Origin of the sequence: Streptomyces sp. T028 (assembly GCF_048159505.1) — a bacterium.
In the GTDB taxonomy this organism is placed as follows: domain Bacteria; phylum Actinomycetota; class Actinomycetes; order Streptomycetales; family Streptomycetaceae; genus Streptomyces.
The window spans coordinates 62,579-78,306 of the sequence record NZ_JBLRVZ010000021.1; the positions used below are offsets into that span (position 1 = coordinate 62,579).

Sequence of the window (15,728 nt, forward strand, 5' to 3'; positions counted from 1 at the left end):
CCTCGACGACGTGGCCTACCCGCGATGTCGGGTGGCTGGAATTCTCACATCATATGCATGGGTTCTACACTCCTACGGGCCACGGGCCGGAGGAGCAGGAGGAGCCGGCGGAGGGGACGGACCTCGCAGCGACCCGGCCCGCCGGGTCTTCGCGTGATGTGGATCACTGTCGTACAACGGCCGACGGGGCTCGCCGGTCTCTCCGAACGCCCGGGTGCACGCCTGCCCGGATCCGAGAAAGACGAGGACACCGACCCGTATGACGACACCGACCGTCGAGAGCACGAGCACGTCGCCCAGTTCCCCGGGGGGCGGCGCACCCCGCCGCCGGCGCCGGACCGGTCGGTGGATCCTGCTCACGCTGGTCCTCCTCCTCGTCGCGGGCGCCGGCACCGCGTACTGGCTCTACCGGGACCTCGACGGCAACATCAAGGGTGTCGACATCGACGAGGCGATCGGTGACGACCGGCCGGAGAAGCTGCCGACGTCCGGGCAGAACATCCTGATCCTGGGTTCCGACTCGCGCGCCGGGGCGAACGCCGCGCTGAACACCGGCAAGGTCTCGGGCGCCCGCTCCGACACCGCGCTGGTGATGCACATACCGGAGGGCCGCACCGAGGCCGTCGCGATCAGCATCCCGCGCGACACCCTGGTGACCCGGCCCGAGTGCGCCAAGTCCGACGGCTCGACGGTGGCGTCCGCGAAGCGCGTGATGTTCAACTCCGTCTACTCGCAGGTCGGTCCGGCCTGTGTGGTCAAGACGGTGGAGCAGCTGTCCGGGGTCCGCATGGACCACTACGTCGAGATCGACTTCGCCGGCTTCAAGGGGCTGGTGGACGCGATCGGCGGCGTGACGGTCACCGTCGACCAGGACATCCACGACACCTCCAGCGGCCTCGACCTGACCGCGGGCACCCATCGGCTGGACGGCACCCAGTCCCTGCAGTTCGTCCGCACCCGGCACGGCATCGGCGACGGCAGCGACCTGGGGCGGATCGGTCTGCAGCAGCAGTTCATGATCGCGCTGCTGAGCGAGATCAAGAAGCAGGACCTGCTGGGCAGCCCCGCCAAGTCGTTCGAGATCGCCGACGAACTCACCGCGGCCCTCACCACCGACTCCGGCCTCGCCTCGCTCACCAAGCTCGCGGAGTTCGGCCGCAGCCTCAACGGCGTCGACCCGTCCACCATGGAGACGATCATGCTCCCGGTGGCGTACGACAAGATCGACCCGAACCGCGTCATCGCCGCCGAGCCGCAGGCCTCCACCCTGTGGAAGGCGGTCCGCTCCGACTCCGAGATCCCGGAGTCGGCGAAGAAGTCACCGGCGACCGGGGGGAGTTCCTGATCGCCGGCGCCCTTCGGGAGTGACGGGGCGTCAGCGACGGGCGGGTCAGTGACGGCGGGTCAGACCTCCTGCCATGCCGTCAGCGCCAGGACCGGCTCGTCCTTGCGGCGGCTGAGCAGCAGACGGCCGGTCGACGGGGAGAGGGTGGCGGCGACCACGCGGTCCTCGTGGTCCACGGCCAGCGCCACCTCGGCATCGGGGGCCAGTCGGGGGCCCGACTCGGTCCACCAGGCGCCGGCCGACTCCTGTTCGGTGGGGTAGGCGGCGAAGGCGACCCGGCCGCTCGTGGAGCGCTGGGCGAGCAACGTGCAGTCGTGGCCGTCGAGTTCACAGCGGATCGCGGCGACCGGACCGGTTCCGGCGGCGACGAGCACGGGGGCCGGTTTGGTGCCGGGTCGCCAGGCCCACAGATCGCCGGAGTCGTCCGTGTAGAAGAGAGTGGTGTGCTCGGCCGAGGTCGCGAGCGCCCGCAGGGTGCCGGGGCGGACGGAGGCCTCCAGGGCCTCCTCCAACAGAGGCGGGCCACCCGCCTGCTCCTGACGCCAGTGCAGGATCCCGCCGGACACGGCCGCGTACACCTCGACACGGCCCGACTCCCCCGTCACCGCGACGGGAGGGCCCTCGACGCCCTTGCCCTTGAGGTCCTGCCAGGCCTCCCAGCCGCCCTTCTCCTTCTGGGCGACCATGCGCAGGCCGGTGGCCTTGTCGCGGACGAAGACATGGGCGCGCCCCTGGGTGTCCACCGCGACGGCGGGCGGCCCGGTGCGGGCACCCCTCCGGTCCGGGTGGCCGACGGGCGCCCAGTCCAACGGGGCGAGCAGCGGCCGGAAGTGGACGGAGTGCACCAGGCCCGCCTCGGCCTTCACGGTGGGCCGCCAGGACACCAGATGCGCGTAGCCGTCGACGCCCTGGCCGACCGCGAGCACCGGGTGCACCTTCTGGTCGCCGCCGACCCGGCGCGGACCGTCCCAGGGTCCGCCCGGTGCGCTCTCCGTGCGGCACAGGACGGCGTCGTCCGACGTCAGGTAGACACTGAGCCGCCCGTCGCGGCCGCGTATGAGCCAGTCGCCGTTCACCCGTTCACCTTATGTCGGCGGCTTCCCTGCCTCGCCCGGCGGGCCCGGGGTGGTGGCGTCCGTGGGACGCTGATCCCATGGACGCCCCCTGGGACGACAGGCCCGCACTCCTCGTGATCGTCGACGGCGCGAACGTGGTCGGTTCGGTGCCCGACGGCTGGTGGCGGGACCGGCGGGGCGCCGCGGAGCGACTGCGGGACCGGCTGGCCGCGGACGGGCTGCCGGGGCACTCCGGGCCCGTGGAGATCGTGCTCGTCGTCGAGGGCGCGGCACGCGGGGTGGAGCCGGTGGCCGGGGTACGGGTCGAGTCGGCGCCCGGCAGCGGGGACGACCACATCGTCACCCTGGTCGCCCAGTCCGAAGACCGCCCCCGCCTGGTCGTCACCGCCGACCGCGAACTCCGCCGCCGCGTGACCGAACTCGGCGCCGAGGTCACGGGCCCACGCTCGGTACAAGCGCCCTGAAGGGGCGCGGGGCTGTACTGACATGCGGCTCCGCCGCGCAGACGCGACAGTTCGGCAGCGCCCCAAAGGGGCGCGGGGCTGTACTGACATGCGGCTCCGCCGCGCGGGCGCGACGGTTCGGCAGCGCCCTGAAGGGGCGCGGGGAACTGCGCGACCAGCCACGACGGCGCCGCGCGGCATCCTCAACGGAGCGGCTAGCGAACCTCGCGTCCGAGCCGGCTGTGCGAGCGGCCGTACAGGAAGTAGACGAAGAAGCCGGCGACCATCCAGATGCCGAAGCGGAGCCAGGTCTCGGCGGGCAGGTTGAGCATCAGCCACAGCGAGGCGCACACCGACAGGATCGGGATGACCGGTACCCAGGGGGTGCGGAAGGCGCGGGGCAGGTCGGGGCGGGTGCGGCGCAGGATGATCACGCCGATCGCGACGACGACGAACGCGAACAGCGTGCCGATGTTCACCAGTTCGGCGAGCTCGCTGAGGCTGGTGAAGCCGGCCAGGATCGCGATGAGCACACCGAGCAGGATGGTCGGCCGGTGCGGGGTCTTGAAGCGCGGGTGGACGTGGGAGAAGAAGCGCGGCAGCAGTCCGTCGCGGCTCATCGCGAAGAACACCCGGGTCTGGCCGAGGAGCAGGATCATGCACACGGTGGTCAGGCCGACGGCGGCGCCGAAGCTGATGAAGCCCGCGAACCAGGGGTGCCCGGTGTGCTTGAACGCGTCGGCGAGCGGGGCGCTCACGGACAGCTTGGTGTAGTGCTCCATCCCGGTGACGACGATCGAGACGGCGACGTACAGGATCGTGCAGATGATGAGGGAGCCGAGGATGCCGCGGGGCATGTCGCGCTGCGGGTGCCTGGTCTCCTCGGCCGCCGTCGCGACGACGTCGAAGCCGATGAACGCGAAGAACACGACGGAGGCGGCGGTGAAGATGCCCATCACGCCGAAGTTGGACGGGGCCCAGCCGAACATCAGCTGGATGAGCGGCGCCTGGAGGTTGTTGCCCGCCTCCACGGTCTGGGCCTTGGGGATGAACGGGTCGTAGTTCTCGCCGGAGATGAAGAAGGCGCCCGCGATGATCACGGTCAGCACGACGGTCACCTTGATGGCGACGACGATCGAGGTCAGCCGCGCGGAGAGCTTGGTGCCGATCACGAGGATGAGCGTGAGCAGCAGGACGAGGGCGGCGGCGAGGATGTCGAAGCCGAAGCCGTCGGCCCCCTCCCGTCCGCTGAGCCCCTCCGGCAGATGCCAGCCCGCGTTGTCGAGCAGCGAGGCGATGTACCCGGACCAGCCGACGGCCACCACCGCCGTACCGAGCGCGAACTCCAGGACCAGGTCCCAGCCGATGATCCAGGCGGGCAGTTCACCGAGGGAGGCGTACGAGAACGTGTACGCCGAGCCCGCCACCGGGACGGTGGAGGCGAACTCAGCGTAGCAGAGCGCGGCGAGCGCGCAGGCGACCCCGGCCGCGATGAAGGCGAGGGCGACGGCGGGCCCGGCGTTGTTCTTGGCGACCGTGCCGGTCAGGACGAAGATGCCGGTGCCGATGATGACGCCGACGCCGAAGACGGTCAGGTCGAGCGCGGACAGGGTTTTCTTGAGCGCGTGCTCCGGTTCCTCGGTGTCGAGGATGGACTGCTCGACTCTCTTCGTCCGGAAGAGGGTGCTGCTCACGGGGTACCTCCCACGCTGTGTCGTCCTCGACATGATCGAGAGGGGGCCTTAGGGCCTGCCCGGCGGATCCTGTCGGAGACGCGGGGTCGATACGGCACCGCGGCTTCCTCCGACAATGATCCGCCGGACAGGCCCTAGATCGTATGCCCCGGCGCGGGCGGGTTAACGCGAATGGGCCGGTTTCGCCACTCTTCGCAGTGGTCGAACCGGCCCATCCGGGCGTGTCGGGTTGCCCTCGGGGGGCGTCAGTCGCGGGCGGGCTCCACGGAGTCCACCTCGTCGGCCGTGGTGCCGTACTTGCCGTCGAGCTTGGCGACGAGTCCGGTGACCTGGCGGGCGATGTCGGGGGCGGTCAGCCCGATCTCGGCCATGACCTCGGCGCGGGAGGCGTGGTCGAGGAAGCGGGGCGGGATGCCGAAGTCGCGCAGCGGGACGTCGACGCCCGCGTCGCGCAGGGCCTGGGCGATCGCCGAGCCGACGCCGCCGACGCGGCTGTTGTCCTCGACGGTGACGACCACCCGGTGCCGCTCGGCGAGCGGGGCCATGGCCTCGTCGACGGGCTTGACCCAGCGCGGGTCGACGACGGTGGTGGAGATGCCCTGCTTGTCGAGCAGGGTGGCGATCTCCAGGCACATCGGCGCTAGGGCGCCCACGGAGACGAGCAGCACGTCGGGCGTGTCGGTGCCGGGCTCGCGCAGCACGTCCATGCCGCCGACGCGGCCCAGGGCGGGTACGGCGGGGCCGACGGCGCCCTTGGAGAACCGTACGACGGTCGGCGCGTCGTCGACGGCGACGGCCTCGCGGAGCTGGGCGCGGACCTGGTCGGCGTCACGCGGGGCGGCGAGCCTGAGGCCGGGGACGACCTGGAGGATCGACATGTCCCACATGCCGTTGTGGGAGGCGCCGTCGGTGCCGGTCACACCCGCCCGGTCCAGGACGAACGTCACACCGCACCGGTGGAGGGCGACGTCCATGAGGACCTGGTCGAAGGCACGGTTGAGGAAGGTGGCGTAGACGGCGAAGACGGGGTGCACTCCGGCGTGGGCGAGGCCCGCGGCGGAGACGGCGCCGTGCTGCTCGGCGATGCCGACGTCGTAGACCCGCTCGGGGAACCGCTTGGCGAACCGGTCGAGGCCGACGGGCTGGAGCATCGCGGCCGTGATGGCGACGATGTCCTCGCGCTCCTCGCCGAGCCTGACCATCTCCTCGCCGAACACGGAGGTCCAGTCGGCGCCGGAGGTGGAGATCGGCAGTCCGGTGTCGGGGTGGATCCTGCCGACGGCGTGGAAGCGGTCGGCCTCGTCCTGGAGGGCGGGCTGGTAGCCGCGGCCCTTCTCGGTGAGGCAGTGCACGATGACGGGCCCACCGAAGCGTTTCGCCCGCGCCAGCGCCGACTCCAGGGCCTCGATGTCGTGGCCGTCGATCGGGCCGACGTACTTCAGGCCGAGGTCCTCGAACATGCCCTGGGGGGCGATGAAGTCCTTCAGGCCCTTCTTGGCGCCGTGCAGGGTGTCGAAGAGGGGCTTGCCGACGACGGGGGTGCGGTCGAGGATCTCCTTGGTGCGGGCGAGGAAGCGCTCGTAGCCGTCGGTCGTACGGAGTGTCGCGAGGTGGTTGGCGAGGCCGCCGATGGTCGGCGCGTACGAGCGCTCGTTGTCGTTGACGACGATGACCAGCGGGCGGTCCTTGGCCTCGGCGATGTTGTTGAGCGCCTCCCAGGCCATACCGCCGGTCAGCGCGCCGTCGCCGATGACCGCCACGACGTGGCTGTCGCGGTCGAGGATCTCGTTGCCCTTGGCGATGCCGTCGGCCCAGCCGAGGACCGTGGAGGCGTGGCTGTTCTCGATGACGTCGTGCTCGGACTCGGCCTGCGAGGGGTAGCCGGACAGGCCGCCCTTCATCTTCAGCCGGGAGAAGTCCTGCCGGCCGGTGAGCAGCTTGTGCACGTAGGACTGGTGGCCGGTGTCCCACAGGATCTTGTCCCTGGGGGACTCGAAGACCCGGTGCAGGGCGATGGTGAGCTCGACCACACCGAGGTTGGGCCCGAGGTGGCCGCCCGTCTTGGACACGGCCTCGACGAGGAAGCTCCGGATCTCCCCTGCCAGCTGGTCCAGCTCCTCCAGGCTGAGCCGGTCCAGATCACGCGGTCCCCTGATGCGGGTCAGCAGCGGCACCCGTGCCTCCTTGCAGTAAAAGCTGTTCGAGCTGTTGCCGGGCTCGACGAGTCTAATATTCCGCACCCCGCCCTATGACACGCCTATGCCCGGCACTGTCGCAGTGCCGGGCACAGTGAGTTGCCTCAGGGGCGCGGGGCTGTTTCTTAACCCCGTCCCGCCGCCTTCTGGCTCTTACGCGAAACAGAGTCGATGACAACCGCGCCGAGCAGAACACCACCGGTGATCATGTACTGGATCGACGTGTTCATGTTCAGCAGGTCCAGACCGGTCTGGATGGACTGGATGACCAGCATGCCCAGCAGCGCGGACCACACGGTGCCGCGCCCACCGAAGAGCGACGTACCACCGATGACCGCGGCGGCGATCGCGAGCATCAGCGTGTTGCCGCCACCCGCGGAGAGCGTCGCGCTCGCGGTCTGGCCGGCGAAGAACATACCGCCGATCGCCGCGAAGCCGCCGGAGATGGCGAACACGGTGATCCGGACCATCGGCACGTTGATACCGGCACGGCGCGCGGCCTCGATGCCGCCACCGACCGCGAACACCTGACGGCCGTACGTGGTGCGGCGCAGCACGAAGTCGACGATCACCAGCGCCGCGAGGAAGATCACCAGGGCGTTGGAGACACCGGCCGCGTCGTTCAGGACGGCGGCGGAGACGAAGGACGCCACGGCGAGGGCACCCACGCGCACCAGGATCTCGCTGGTCGCCCGGAACGGCACACCCGCGGCCTTGCGGCGGCGCTGCTCGTTGAAGTTGCCGACGAGGGACAGCACGACGGCGAGGCCGGCCAGCAGGTAGGCGCCGATGATGGCCTGGTCCATGAAGAAGGAGCTCTGGCCGAGCAGGTGGACCGGACCCGACTCGGACGGGATGTTGATCGTGCCGCTGTCGCCCAGCAGCCACAGCATCAGGCCGTTCCAGCCGAGGAAGCCGGCCAGGGTGACGACGAACGCGGGCACGCCGACCCTGGCGAAGAACCAGCCCTGCAGCGAACCGATGGCGATACCGGTGAGCACCGCCAGCAGCAGCGCCAACCAGGGGCTCATTCCGTGGTTCACCGCCAGCACGGCGAACAGGGTGGAGGCCAGACCGCTGACCGAGCCGACCGACAGGTCGATCTCGCCGAGCAGCAGGACGAACACCAGGCCGATGGCGAGCATGCCGGTGGCCGACAGGAAGTAGCTGATGTTCGAGAGGTTGTCGGCGCTCAGGAAGCGGTCGTTCTGCGTCTGGAAGATCGTCCAGATGACGATCAGTCCGATGACGACCGGCAGCGAGCCGAGCTCGCCGCCCTTGACCTTGCGCTTGAACTCGGTGAGGTAGCCCTTGAGGCCCTCTTCACGGACCAGCAGCCGCGGGTCGACGACGGCGACCGGCGCGGCCGTGGGGTCGTCGGCGGGCGCGACGGTCTCCTGCGTCTCGACGACGCCCTCGGTCTTGTCGACCTTGGTGGCCGTGGGGCCCTTCTCGGGCTCCGGGGAGTCGCTCTTCACGGTCTTCTCGGTGTCGCTCACTGTGCCGCCTCCGCGGTGCGCCGCCCCGCGCGACGGGTCACGGCGTTGTCCGTGGCACCCGTGATCGCGGCGATGATCTCTTCGTGGCTGGTGTCCTTCACCGGGAAGGAGCCGTTGTTCTTGCCCAGGCGCAGGACGGCGACGGTGTCCGCGACCGCCTTGACGTCGGCCATGTTGTGGCTGATGAGGATGACGGCGAGGTTGCGCTCGCGCAGCCGCTCGACCAGGTCGAGGACCTGGGCGGTCTGCTCCACGCCGAGGGCGGCGGTGGGCTCGTCGAGAATGACCAGCTTGGGCTCGCCGATCAGGGCGCGGGCGATGGCGACGACCTGGCGCTGACCGCCGGAGAGGCTCGCGATCGGGATGCGCACGCTCGGGATGCGGATGGAGAGCGTGGACAGCAGCTCGCGGGAGTTCTTCTCCATCGTCACCTCGTCGATGACGCCGCGGTGGAGCAGCTCACGTCCGAGGTAGAGGTTGCCGACCACGTCGAGGTTGTCGCAGAGCGCGAGGTCCTGGTAGACCGTCGCGACACCGAGTCCCTGGGCGTCGTGCGGCTTGTTGATGCTGACCGGCTTGCCCTCCCACTCGATGACGCCCTCATCGATGGGGTGGACACCGGCGATCGTCTTGACCAGGGTCGACTTACCTGCGCCGTTGTCGCCCACGAGGGCGACCACTTCTCCGGCGTGGACCTCCAGATCGACGTCGGTGAGTGCCTGCACCGCACCGAATCGCTTGGAGACTCCGCGCAACGCCAGCACGGGCGTAGCGGACACGTGAACCATCTCCTTCGCCGCCTGACCGGCGGGGATGCCGCGCTTGGGATTGTGCGCGGAGTGACGTGCGGGACGCGGCGCGAGGCCGCGGGACGCACGAGGTTTACAAGATGAACATGCGCGAATCCGCTGCGCTTGGCAACGGTTCCGTCCGACGCCCGCCCCGGCAGCGGGGTGTGAAGGTGGGGCAGGCGTCGGCGGGGTCTCGCGGGACCGCTCGGCGGTCTGGGCCCGAGTCCCTCGGCGGGACTCGGGCCGGGTCACGCGGGGTGCGCGTGATTACTGCAGGCCGGCCGTCTTGCAGGCGGCGGCGTACTCGGCGGTGCAGATCTCCGCGACCGACCACAGACCGTCCTTGACGACCGTGTCCTTGATGTTGTCCACGGTGACGGACACCGGGGTCAGCAGCTTGGCCTGGACCTTGTCGCCGGAGCCGCTGGTCACGGTGGTGTCGGCCAGGGACTTGATGTCCTTGCCCTCCAGCAGGTTGACCGCGAGCTCGGCGGCGGTGTCGGCCTCCGGCTTGTAGGCCTTGTAGACCGTGGCGGACTGGGTGCCGGCGACGATCCGCTGGATGGCGGCGAGCTCGGCGTCCTGGCCGGTCAGCGGGATGTCACCGATCTTCGCACCCTTGAGGGTGTTGGCGATGCCACCGGCCATGCCGTCGTTGGCGGCGTAGACGCCCGCGATGTTCTTGGCACCGAGCTGGGTGATGGCCGCGGACATCTTCTGGGCGGCGACGGTGTCCTTCCACAGACCCGACTGCTCGTAGGCGATGTCGACCTTGCCGTCGAGGATCTTGTGGGCGCCGGCCTTGAACTGGGCGGCGTTCGGGTCGGCGTCGTCACCGTTGATCATGACGACCTTGGACTTGGTGGTCGCCTTGGAGCCGAGGGCGTCGAGCAGGGCCTGGCCCTGGAGCTCGCCGACCTTCTCGTTGTCGAAGGAGACGTAGGCCGAGACCGGGCCCTGGGCGAGGCGGTCGTACGCGACGACCTTGACGCCCTTGTCCACCGCGGACTGGATGGAGGACTTGATGGCGGCGGAGTCCTGGGCGGAGATCACGATGACCTTCACACCCTTGGTCACCATGCTGCTCATCTGCTGGGCCTGCTTGGCCGGGTCGGCCGCGGCGTTCGCGTACTGGACGTCGCAGTCCGAGCACAGCTCCTTGACCTTGGCCTCGAAGAGCGGCTTGTCGAACTTCTCGTAGCGCGCCGTGACACTGTCGGGCAGCAGCAGGCCGATGGACTTGCTGTCCGAGCTGCCGGAGTCGCTGTCCTTGTCGTCGCCCGCCTTGCCGCACGCGGCAATCGACAGTGCCATGGAGACGGCGGTGGCGCCGATCACGACTCTACGCATCGTTGCGTTCATTTTGGGGTGTGCCTCCCTGACAGGGCCGCAACGCTGCGGCCGAGGTTGGCTCGAAGTCAACTCGGCCGCAAGTTCGACGTCAAGAAGTAAATACTTAACGAGATGGCAACGGCGTCATTCGTTCTCTAAGTGAAGGCAGGTGTCGCGGCCGAGAGGGTACCGTCCAAAAGGGTCGAATCGCCCATCTCGCTGAGCGCGAGAGCGAGCGCTCCGAGTACCTCCGCACGGCCGCCAAGTGCCCCCGGGAGAACGGAGAGTTGACGCGCCGCACTGGGGATCGCATAGCGGCCGACGGACTCCCGGATCGGACCGAGCACCAGCTCACCGGCCTCGGCGAGATCACCGCCCAGGACCACCCGGCTCGGGTTCAGCAGGTTGCAGAGATTGGCGACTCCACTGCCGATGTGGCGGCCGACGTCGGCGATCACCCGACGGCAGCCCGGATCTCCGTCCCTGGCCAGCCGCACGACACCTTCCATCGTGAGGTCCGTGCCATGACTGGACTGGAGCAGCGGCAGCACATAGCGCGCGGCCGTGAAGGTCTCCAGGCAGCCCCGGTTTCCGCAGCGGCAGACCGGGCCGGATTCATCGAGTGTAATATGTCCGATTTCCCCTGCGGTGCCGCCGGGCCCGCGATAGATCTTCCCGTCGATCACCAGACCGGCGCCGACACCGCTCGCGACCTTGATGTAAGCAAGATCACGTACGCCCCGGCCGCTGCCCCAGACCAGCTCTCCGAGGGCGCCGAGGTTGGCGTCGTTGTCCACGTGCACGGGCACCCCGAGGCGGCCTCTGAGCTCCTCGGCGGGTCTGGTCCCGATCCAGCCGGGCAGGATCGCCGACGAGCCGAGCGTGCCGGACTCCAGGTCGATCGGGCCGGGGACGCCGAGCCCCACTCCCGCGATCTTCGAGCGGTCCACCCCGGTGGCCTCGACCAGCCGCATGACCAGCTGTTCCGCCCGGTCGAAGCCCTGCGCCGAGGAGGCGTCCACGTCCAGCGGCTCGGACTCCTCGGCGAGGACCTGATGGGCGAGGTTGCCGAGTGCGACCCGCAGATGGGTGTGGCCGAAATCCACCCCTATGACAATGCCGGCGTCGCCGCTGAGGGAGACGCTGCGCGCCCTGCGCCCGCCGGCGGAGGTGGGCGTGACCTCGACGGTTCCGCCGTCCTTGAGCTCGCGCACGATGTTCGAGACGGTCGCGGCGGACAGTCCCGTCGTCCGGGCGATCTCCGCCTGCGTGAGCGACCCGGCCAGACGCACCGCGCGTACCACCCGCTCCAGGTTGGCCCGGTGCAGCGACGACTGCGACCCCGGAGTCTCCACGACGACCTCCTGCGCGCGGGACCGCTTCAATGAGGCCCCGTCTATGTCCAACTAGTGAACTCTAAGCTGAGCCGTTCGGGTCCACTCCCGTCAAGAGGTTGAACAGTTTCCACCCGCTCGAACAAGCGGCCCCCCGCTCACCCGACGGAGGATTGCGGGGTGTGCGGGGGTAACTGCGGGGCGTTGCGGAAAGTGGCATTCCGGGTGTGAAGATCATCGGAGGACGGGGCCGTAAAGGGATACAAAGATCGCGAAAGCGACGTACGCGGACACCCGCCGCCCCCGAGAACTGTGTACGCCGAGTGAAGGCGCCAGGTTTACTTCAGGGCCCCCGCTGTCAACCCCGCGACGACCTGCCGCTGGAAGACGACGTACGCCGCGAGCACCGGGAGCATGGCCATGACCAGGCCGGCGAAGAGGCCGGACCAGTCCCCCTTGTAGCCCTGGCTGACGGCCAGTTGGACCAGGCCCTGGGTGAGGACCCGCTTGTCGGGGTCGGTGTTGAGGACCGTGGGCAGCATGTACTGGTTCCACTGCCCGAGGAAGTTGAAGATGCCCACGCTGATCAGGCCGGGTTTCGCCATCGGCAGCATGATCTGGAAGAAGATCCGGGTGTGCGAGGCACCGTCGACGAAGGCGGCCTCCGCCACCGAGGTGGGCAGGGTGCGGAAGAACGCCGTCAGGAAGAACACCGTGAACGGCAGCGAGTACGCGATGTAGACGAGGATCAGGCCGTGCAGGGTGTTGAGCAGCCCCATGTTGTTCACCACGTAGAACAGCGGGACCAGCGCCAGCATGATGGGGAAGCTCATGCCCCCGATGAACAGGTAGTAGATGAACCGGTTGCCGGGGAAGTCGAAGCGGGCGAGGACATAGGCCGCCATGGAGCCGAGGACCAGGGTGCCGATCAGCGAACCTCCCACCACCAGCGCGGTGTTGAGGAAGTAGTCGCTCATGTTGGCCTCGGTCCAGGCCCGCGACCAGTTGTCGAAGTGGAGTGCGTCGGGGAGCGCCCAGGGCGAGGAGAAGATGGACCGGTCGTCCTTGAAGGACGTCATCACCGCCCACAGCAGCGGCAGCACGACCATCACGGCCCACAGGACGAGCACGCCATGTGAGAAGACGTTCAGGACCCGGCCTTCGGACTTCGGTGCCGTGTCCGTCCGGCCGGCCGGACGGTCCGTCTTGGTGACGGACGCCGGGACGGGAGCGGGGGGTTCGGTCGTCTTCAACGTCAGTACTCCAGCCGCTCGCGCCGCCCGAGCCGCATCACGACGGCGGCGAAGGCCAGCGTCACGACGAGCAGGGCGACGCCGATGGTGGTGGCGTAGGCGGCCTGACCGTCACGGAACGCCTTCTGGTACACGTACAGGACCATGACGGTGGTCGAGTAGTCGGGGCCGCCGGGACCAGTCGTCATGATCTGCACGACCGCGAACGACTCGGCGCCGAGGGCGAGGATGCCCAGGTAGACCCAGCCCGACTGCACGGTGTCCCAGAGCAGCGGCAGGGTCACCCGGAAGAACGTGTCGGCCCGGTTCGCGCCGTCGAGGAGGGCGGCCTCGTACAGGTCGGCGGGGACGGAGGCCATGCCCGCCGAGAACAGGACGACGAAGAAGCCGACCGTGGACCAGACGAGGACCGCCATCACGCACCACAGCGCGAGATCGGGGTCGCCGAGCCAGAGCGGCTGGACGCCATCCAGCCCGATGCCCCGCAGGAACGAATTGATCGCTCCGCTGTCCGGGTTGTACGCGAAGGCGAACAGCAGCGCGACGATCGCGATGGACAGCACCTGCGGGAAGAAATACACGATCTTGTAGAAGGAGGAGCCCCGGACACCGGAGACGGCGGGGCCCCCTTTTCTTCTCCGCCCACCGACATTGATCATGAAGGACAGGAACAGCGCGAAGCCGATCGTCACGAGCGGTACCAGGAGTGCGAACAGCAGGCTGTGCCAGAGCGACTTCCAGAAGATCTGGTCGTCCAGCATCCTGCGGTAATTGTCGAGGCCGACCGTCTTGAATTCGGGACTCAGACCGGTCCAGTCCGTGAACGAGTAGTAGATGGACTGGATGAACGGCCAGATCACGAAGAGCGCGTACAGTCCGAGGGGAACCGTCAGGAACCCCACGATGAACCGGTACTTGCCGTGCTGCATCGCCACTCCGGTGCCGTCGGGAACGCGTTACTGGTGCTTGTAGTGCTTGATGCTGGTGTCCTTGGCGGCCGCGTCGGCATACCCCTGGATCTTGTTGATGGCCTCAACAGGAGTGAGCCGTCCGGCCATCATCTCGCCGAGACCGCCGACGCCGATCTGCTCCTTCTGCAACTGGACGTACCAGTCCTGCATGCGCGGGTTCAGCACGTTGTCGCCCGCCTTCTCCAGCGCGACGACACCGGACTTCAGGCCGGGGGTGAGGGTGATGCCGTCGGTGCCGCCGTTGTACGCGGTGAGCGACTTGACCTTGGCGGTGAAGTTCCTGGAGGACGCCTCGCTGAGCATGATGCGCAGTTGTTCCATGCCGCCGGATCCGTTCTTGGCCTTGGCGGGGACGACGAAGGGCTCGCCGCCGGAGGCCCAGATGGTCCCGAAGGGCATCTTGTCGGAGGAGTCGATGCCGGTGGGCGCGGAGACGGCCAGGTCGAAGTCGGCCGGGATGACCTTGGCCGACTCGTTCTCCACCCAGGAGCCGTTGGGGATGAACAGGGCCTTGCCCTCGGCCCAGGCGGTCTGCGACTGGATGTGGTCCAGGCCCGGGGTGCCCTTGAGGATGTAGCCCTTCTTGTAGAGCTCGTAGTACGCCTCGAAACAGGCCTTGACAGCGGGGTGTTTCCAGGCGTTGGGTTCCAGGTTGTCGATGGCGTCGAGGACTTCACGGCCGCCGACCTTGCCGATCATCGGGTAGAGCGAGAAGGGGATGTAGTACGGGTATTTGCCCGCGTACGTCCAGCCGGCCATGCCCTTCTTCCTGGCCTTCTCGCAGACCGCGAGCATCTCGTCCCAGGTCTCGGGATAGGCGGCGTCCAGCGAGTCCAGGGCCTTCTGTGAGTACCAGACGCCGTAGACGGTGTACGCGTAGTACATGATCCAGACCGGGTCGCCGTCGAACTGGCCCATCTCGACGATGCCCGGGCGCAGGGTGTCGCGGACCTTCTTGGCGGGATCGTCGTACGACGGGGCGTCCAGCAGCGGGGTGAGGTCGGCGAGCTGCTTCTTGCCGACCAGGACGCCCATGTCCATCTGCTCGGCGCCGGAGTTGTCGATGAGGTCGGGCGGGGTGCCCTGGTTGAAGCGGGGCTGGAGCGTGGACTGGATCTTCTGCGTGGCCGAGAACTTCAACTTCGCCTTCGGGAAGTTCTGCTCGTAGATCTTCACGGCGTCCTCGGCGTATTCCTTGCCGAAACCGCCGTCGAAGAGGACGAATTCCATCTGCGCGGTCTCGTTGACGGCGAGGGGGTTCTTCGCCGTCTTCTTTCCGGCCTCTGCCTTGTCCTCGTCACCGGCGCCGCTGCTGGCGCACGCGGACAGAAAGCCGATCGCGGGGACGGAGACCAGACCGAGTGCGGCGGACCGCCTGATCAGATCGCGGCGGCCGACGCCCGCCGATTCGCCGTTCACGGCACCGTTGTTCGCGAAGCTGGATCCCATGCTCAAGTCCTCGCCTTCTCCAGGACTCAGGCGGTGAACCGGATCCTTGCCGGCACCGCGGTCAGGTCGAGCAGAGTCGTTGCGGGTCGCGTGAATCGCCGACAGGTATAGTCCACTCCCCTTCGACGGAGCAAGATCGAACGCAGCCTGGCCATGGGTCTTTTCCGAGTTGAGACCTCCCGGAAATATGGACCGTCCGCGGCCGTCTTGCCGGAAAATTCCACGACATGTGACCCGTCCGGCGCAATCAACATCCTTGACATCACCCCCCACTTGGCCCCCTACTGATGGCTGCGCACCACAGAGGACAACGTTGTCCAAGGCCCTGGTCCGGGCGGGGAGGATG

General features: G+C 68.5%; 12 protein-coding genes. 2 read left to right on the forward strand and 10 right to left on the reverse strand.

Annotated elements, in window-relative coordinates; genetic code table 11:
- Positions 1 to 259: 259 nt before the first annotated feature.
- Positions 260 to 1,345, forward strand: a complete 1,086-nt coding sequence (locus ACLZN2_RS21220) for an LCP family protein (RefSeq protein WP_416980339.1) — start codon at positions 260 to 262, stop codon at positions 1,343 to 1,345.
- 59 nt (positions 1,346 to 1,404) lie between these two features.
- On the opposite strand, the gene ACLZN2_RS21225 is transcribed toward ACLZN2_RS21220, so the two are convergent.
- Positions 1,405 to 2,421: a hypothetical protein gene (locus tag ACLZN2_RS21225; protein WP_416980341.1), complete on the reverse strand. Its 1,017-nt coding sequence runs from the start codon at positions 2,419 to 2,421 to the stop codon at positions 1,405 to 1,407.
- A gap of 77 nt (positions 2,422 to 2,498) precedes the next feature.
- Here ACLZN2_RS21225 and ACLZN2_RS21230 point away from each other — a divergent pair, with 77 nt between their 5' ends.
- Positions 2,499 to 2,885: an NTP pyrophosphohydrolase gene (locus ACLZN2_RS21230; RefSeq protein WP_416980343.1), complete on the forward strand. Its 387-nt coding sequence runs from the start codon at positions 2,499 to 2,501 to the stop codon at positions 2,883 to 2,885.
- A 194-nt stretch (positions 2,886 to 3,079) separates the two neighbouring features.
- Here the strand turns inward: ACLZN2_RS21230 and ACLZN2_RS21235 are convergent, their stop codons facing one another.
- The 9 genes from ACLZN2_RS21235 to ngcE all read right to left on the reverse strand — a co-directional run bounded on the left by ACLZN2_RS21235 (position 3,080) and on the right by ngcE (position 15,382).
- Positions 3,080 to 4,558 (reverse strand): amino acid permease, encoded by a 1,479-nt coding sequence (locus tag ACLZN2_RS21235; RefSeq protein ID WP_416980345.1) that lies wholly within the window; start codon positions 4,556 to 4,558, stop codon positions 3,080 to 3,082.
- A gap of 245 nt (positions 4,559 to 4,803) precedes the next feature.
- Positions 4,804 to 6,732 (reverse strand): 1-deoxy-D-xylulose-5-phosphate synthase, encoded by a 1,929-nt coding sequence (gene dxs, locus ACLZN2_RS21240; RefSeq protein WP_416980347.1) that lies wholly within the window; start codon positions 6,730 to 6,732, stop codon positions 4,804 to 4,806.
- Between the two features lie 146 nt (positions 6,733 to 6,878).
- Entirely contained in the window at positions 6,879 to 8,252 is a 1,374-nt protein-coding gene (locus ACLZN2_RS21245) for a sugar ABC transporter permease (RefSeq protein ID WP_416980349.1), read from the reverse strand.
- Entirely contained in the window at positions 8,249 to 9,040 is a 792-nt protein-coding gene (locus ACLZN2_RS21250) for an ATP-binding cassette domain-containing protein (RefSeq protein ID WP_416980351.1), read from the reverse strand. Before ACLZN2_RS21250 ends, ACLZN2_RS21245 begins: the two co-directional genes overlap by 4 nt.
- A gap of 270 nt (positions 9,041 to 9,310) precedes the next feature.
- Positions 9,311 to 10,405 carry a sugar ABC transporter substrate-binding protein gene (locus ACLZN2_RS21255; protein ID WP_416980353.1) on the reverse strand — a complete coding sequence of 365 codons (1,095 nt, stop codon included), beginning with the start codon at positions 10,403 to 10,405 and terminating at the stop codon, positions 9,311 to 9,313.
- A gap of 125 nt (positions 10,406 to 10,530) precedes the next feature.
- Entirely contained in the window at positions 10,531 to 11,730 is a 1,200-nt protein-coding gene (locus ACLZN2_RS21260) for an ROK family transcriptional regulator (protein WP_416980355.1), read from the reverse strand.
- 317 nt (positions 11,731 to 12,047) lie between these two features.
- Entirely contained in the window at positions 12,048 to 12,962 is a 915-nt protein-coding gene (locus ACLZN2_RS21265) for a carbohydrate ABC transporter permease (RefSeq protein WP_416980357.1), read from the reverse strand.
- Between the two features lie 2 nt (positions 12,963 to 12,964).
- Entirely contained in the window at positions 12,965 to 13,891 is a 927-nt protein-coding gene (locus ACLZN2_RS21270) for a carbohydrate ABC transporter permease (RefSeq protein ID WP_416980359.1), read from the reverse strand.
- Positions 13,892 to 13,918: 27 nt separating this feature from the next.
- On the reverse strand, positions 13,919 to 15,382 hold the full coding sequence (gene ngcE / locus ACLZN2_RS21275; RefSeq protein WP_416980361.1) for an N-acetylglucosamine/diacetylchitobiose ABC transporter substrate-binding protein: 1,464 nt from the start codon (positions 15,380 to 15,382) through the stop codon (positions 13,919 to 13,921).
- Positions 15,383 to 15,728: the final 346 nt, after the last annotated feature.

Excerpts from the sequence above, each read along its gene's own strand:
- ACLZN2_RS21220 (WP_416980339.1), top strand. The coding sequence starts at position 260 with ATGACGACACCGACCGTCGAGAGCACGAGCACGTCGCCCAGTTCCCCG.
- ACLZN2_RS21230 (WP_416980343.1), top strand. The coding sequence starts at position 2,499 with ATGGACGCCCCCTGGGACGACAGGCCCGCACTCCTCGTGATCGTCGAC.
- ACLZN2_RS21250 (WP_416980351.1), bottom strand. The coding sequence starts at position 9,040 with ATGGTTCACGTGTCCGCTACGCCCGTGCTGGCGTTGCGCGGAGTCTCC.
- ACLZN2_RS21255 (WP_416980353.1), bottom strand. The coding sequence starts at position 10,405 with ATGAACGCAACGATGCGTAGAGTCGTGATCGGCGCCACCGCCGTCTCC.
- ACLZN2_RS21270 (WP_416980359.1), bottom strand. The coding sequence starts at position 13,891 with ATGCAGCACGGCAAGTACCGGTTCATCGTGGGGTTCCTGACGGTTCCC.
- ngcE (WP_416980361.1), bottom strand. The coding sequence starts at position 15,382 with ATGGGATCCAGCTTCGCGAACAACGGTGCCGTGAACGGCGAATCGGCG.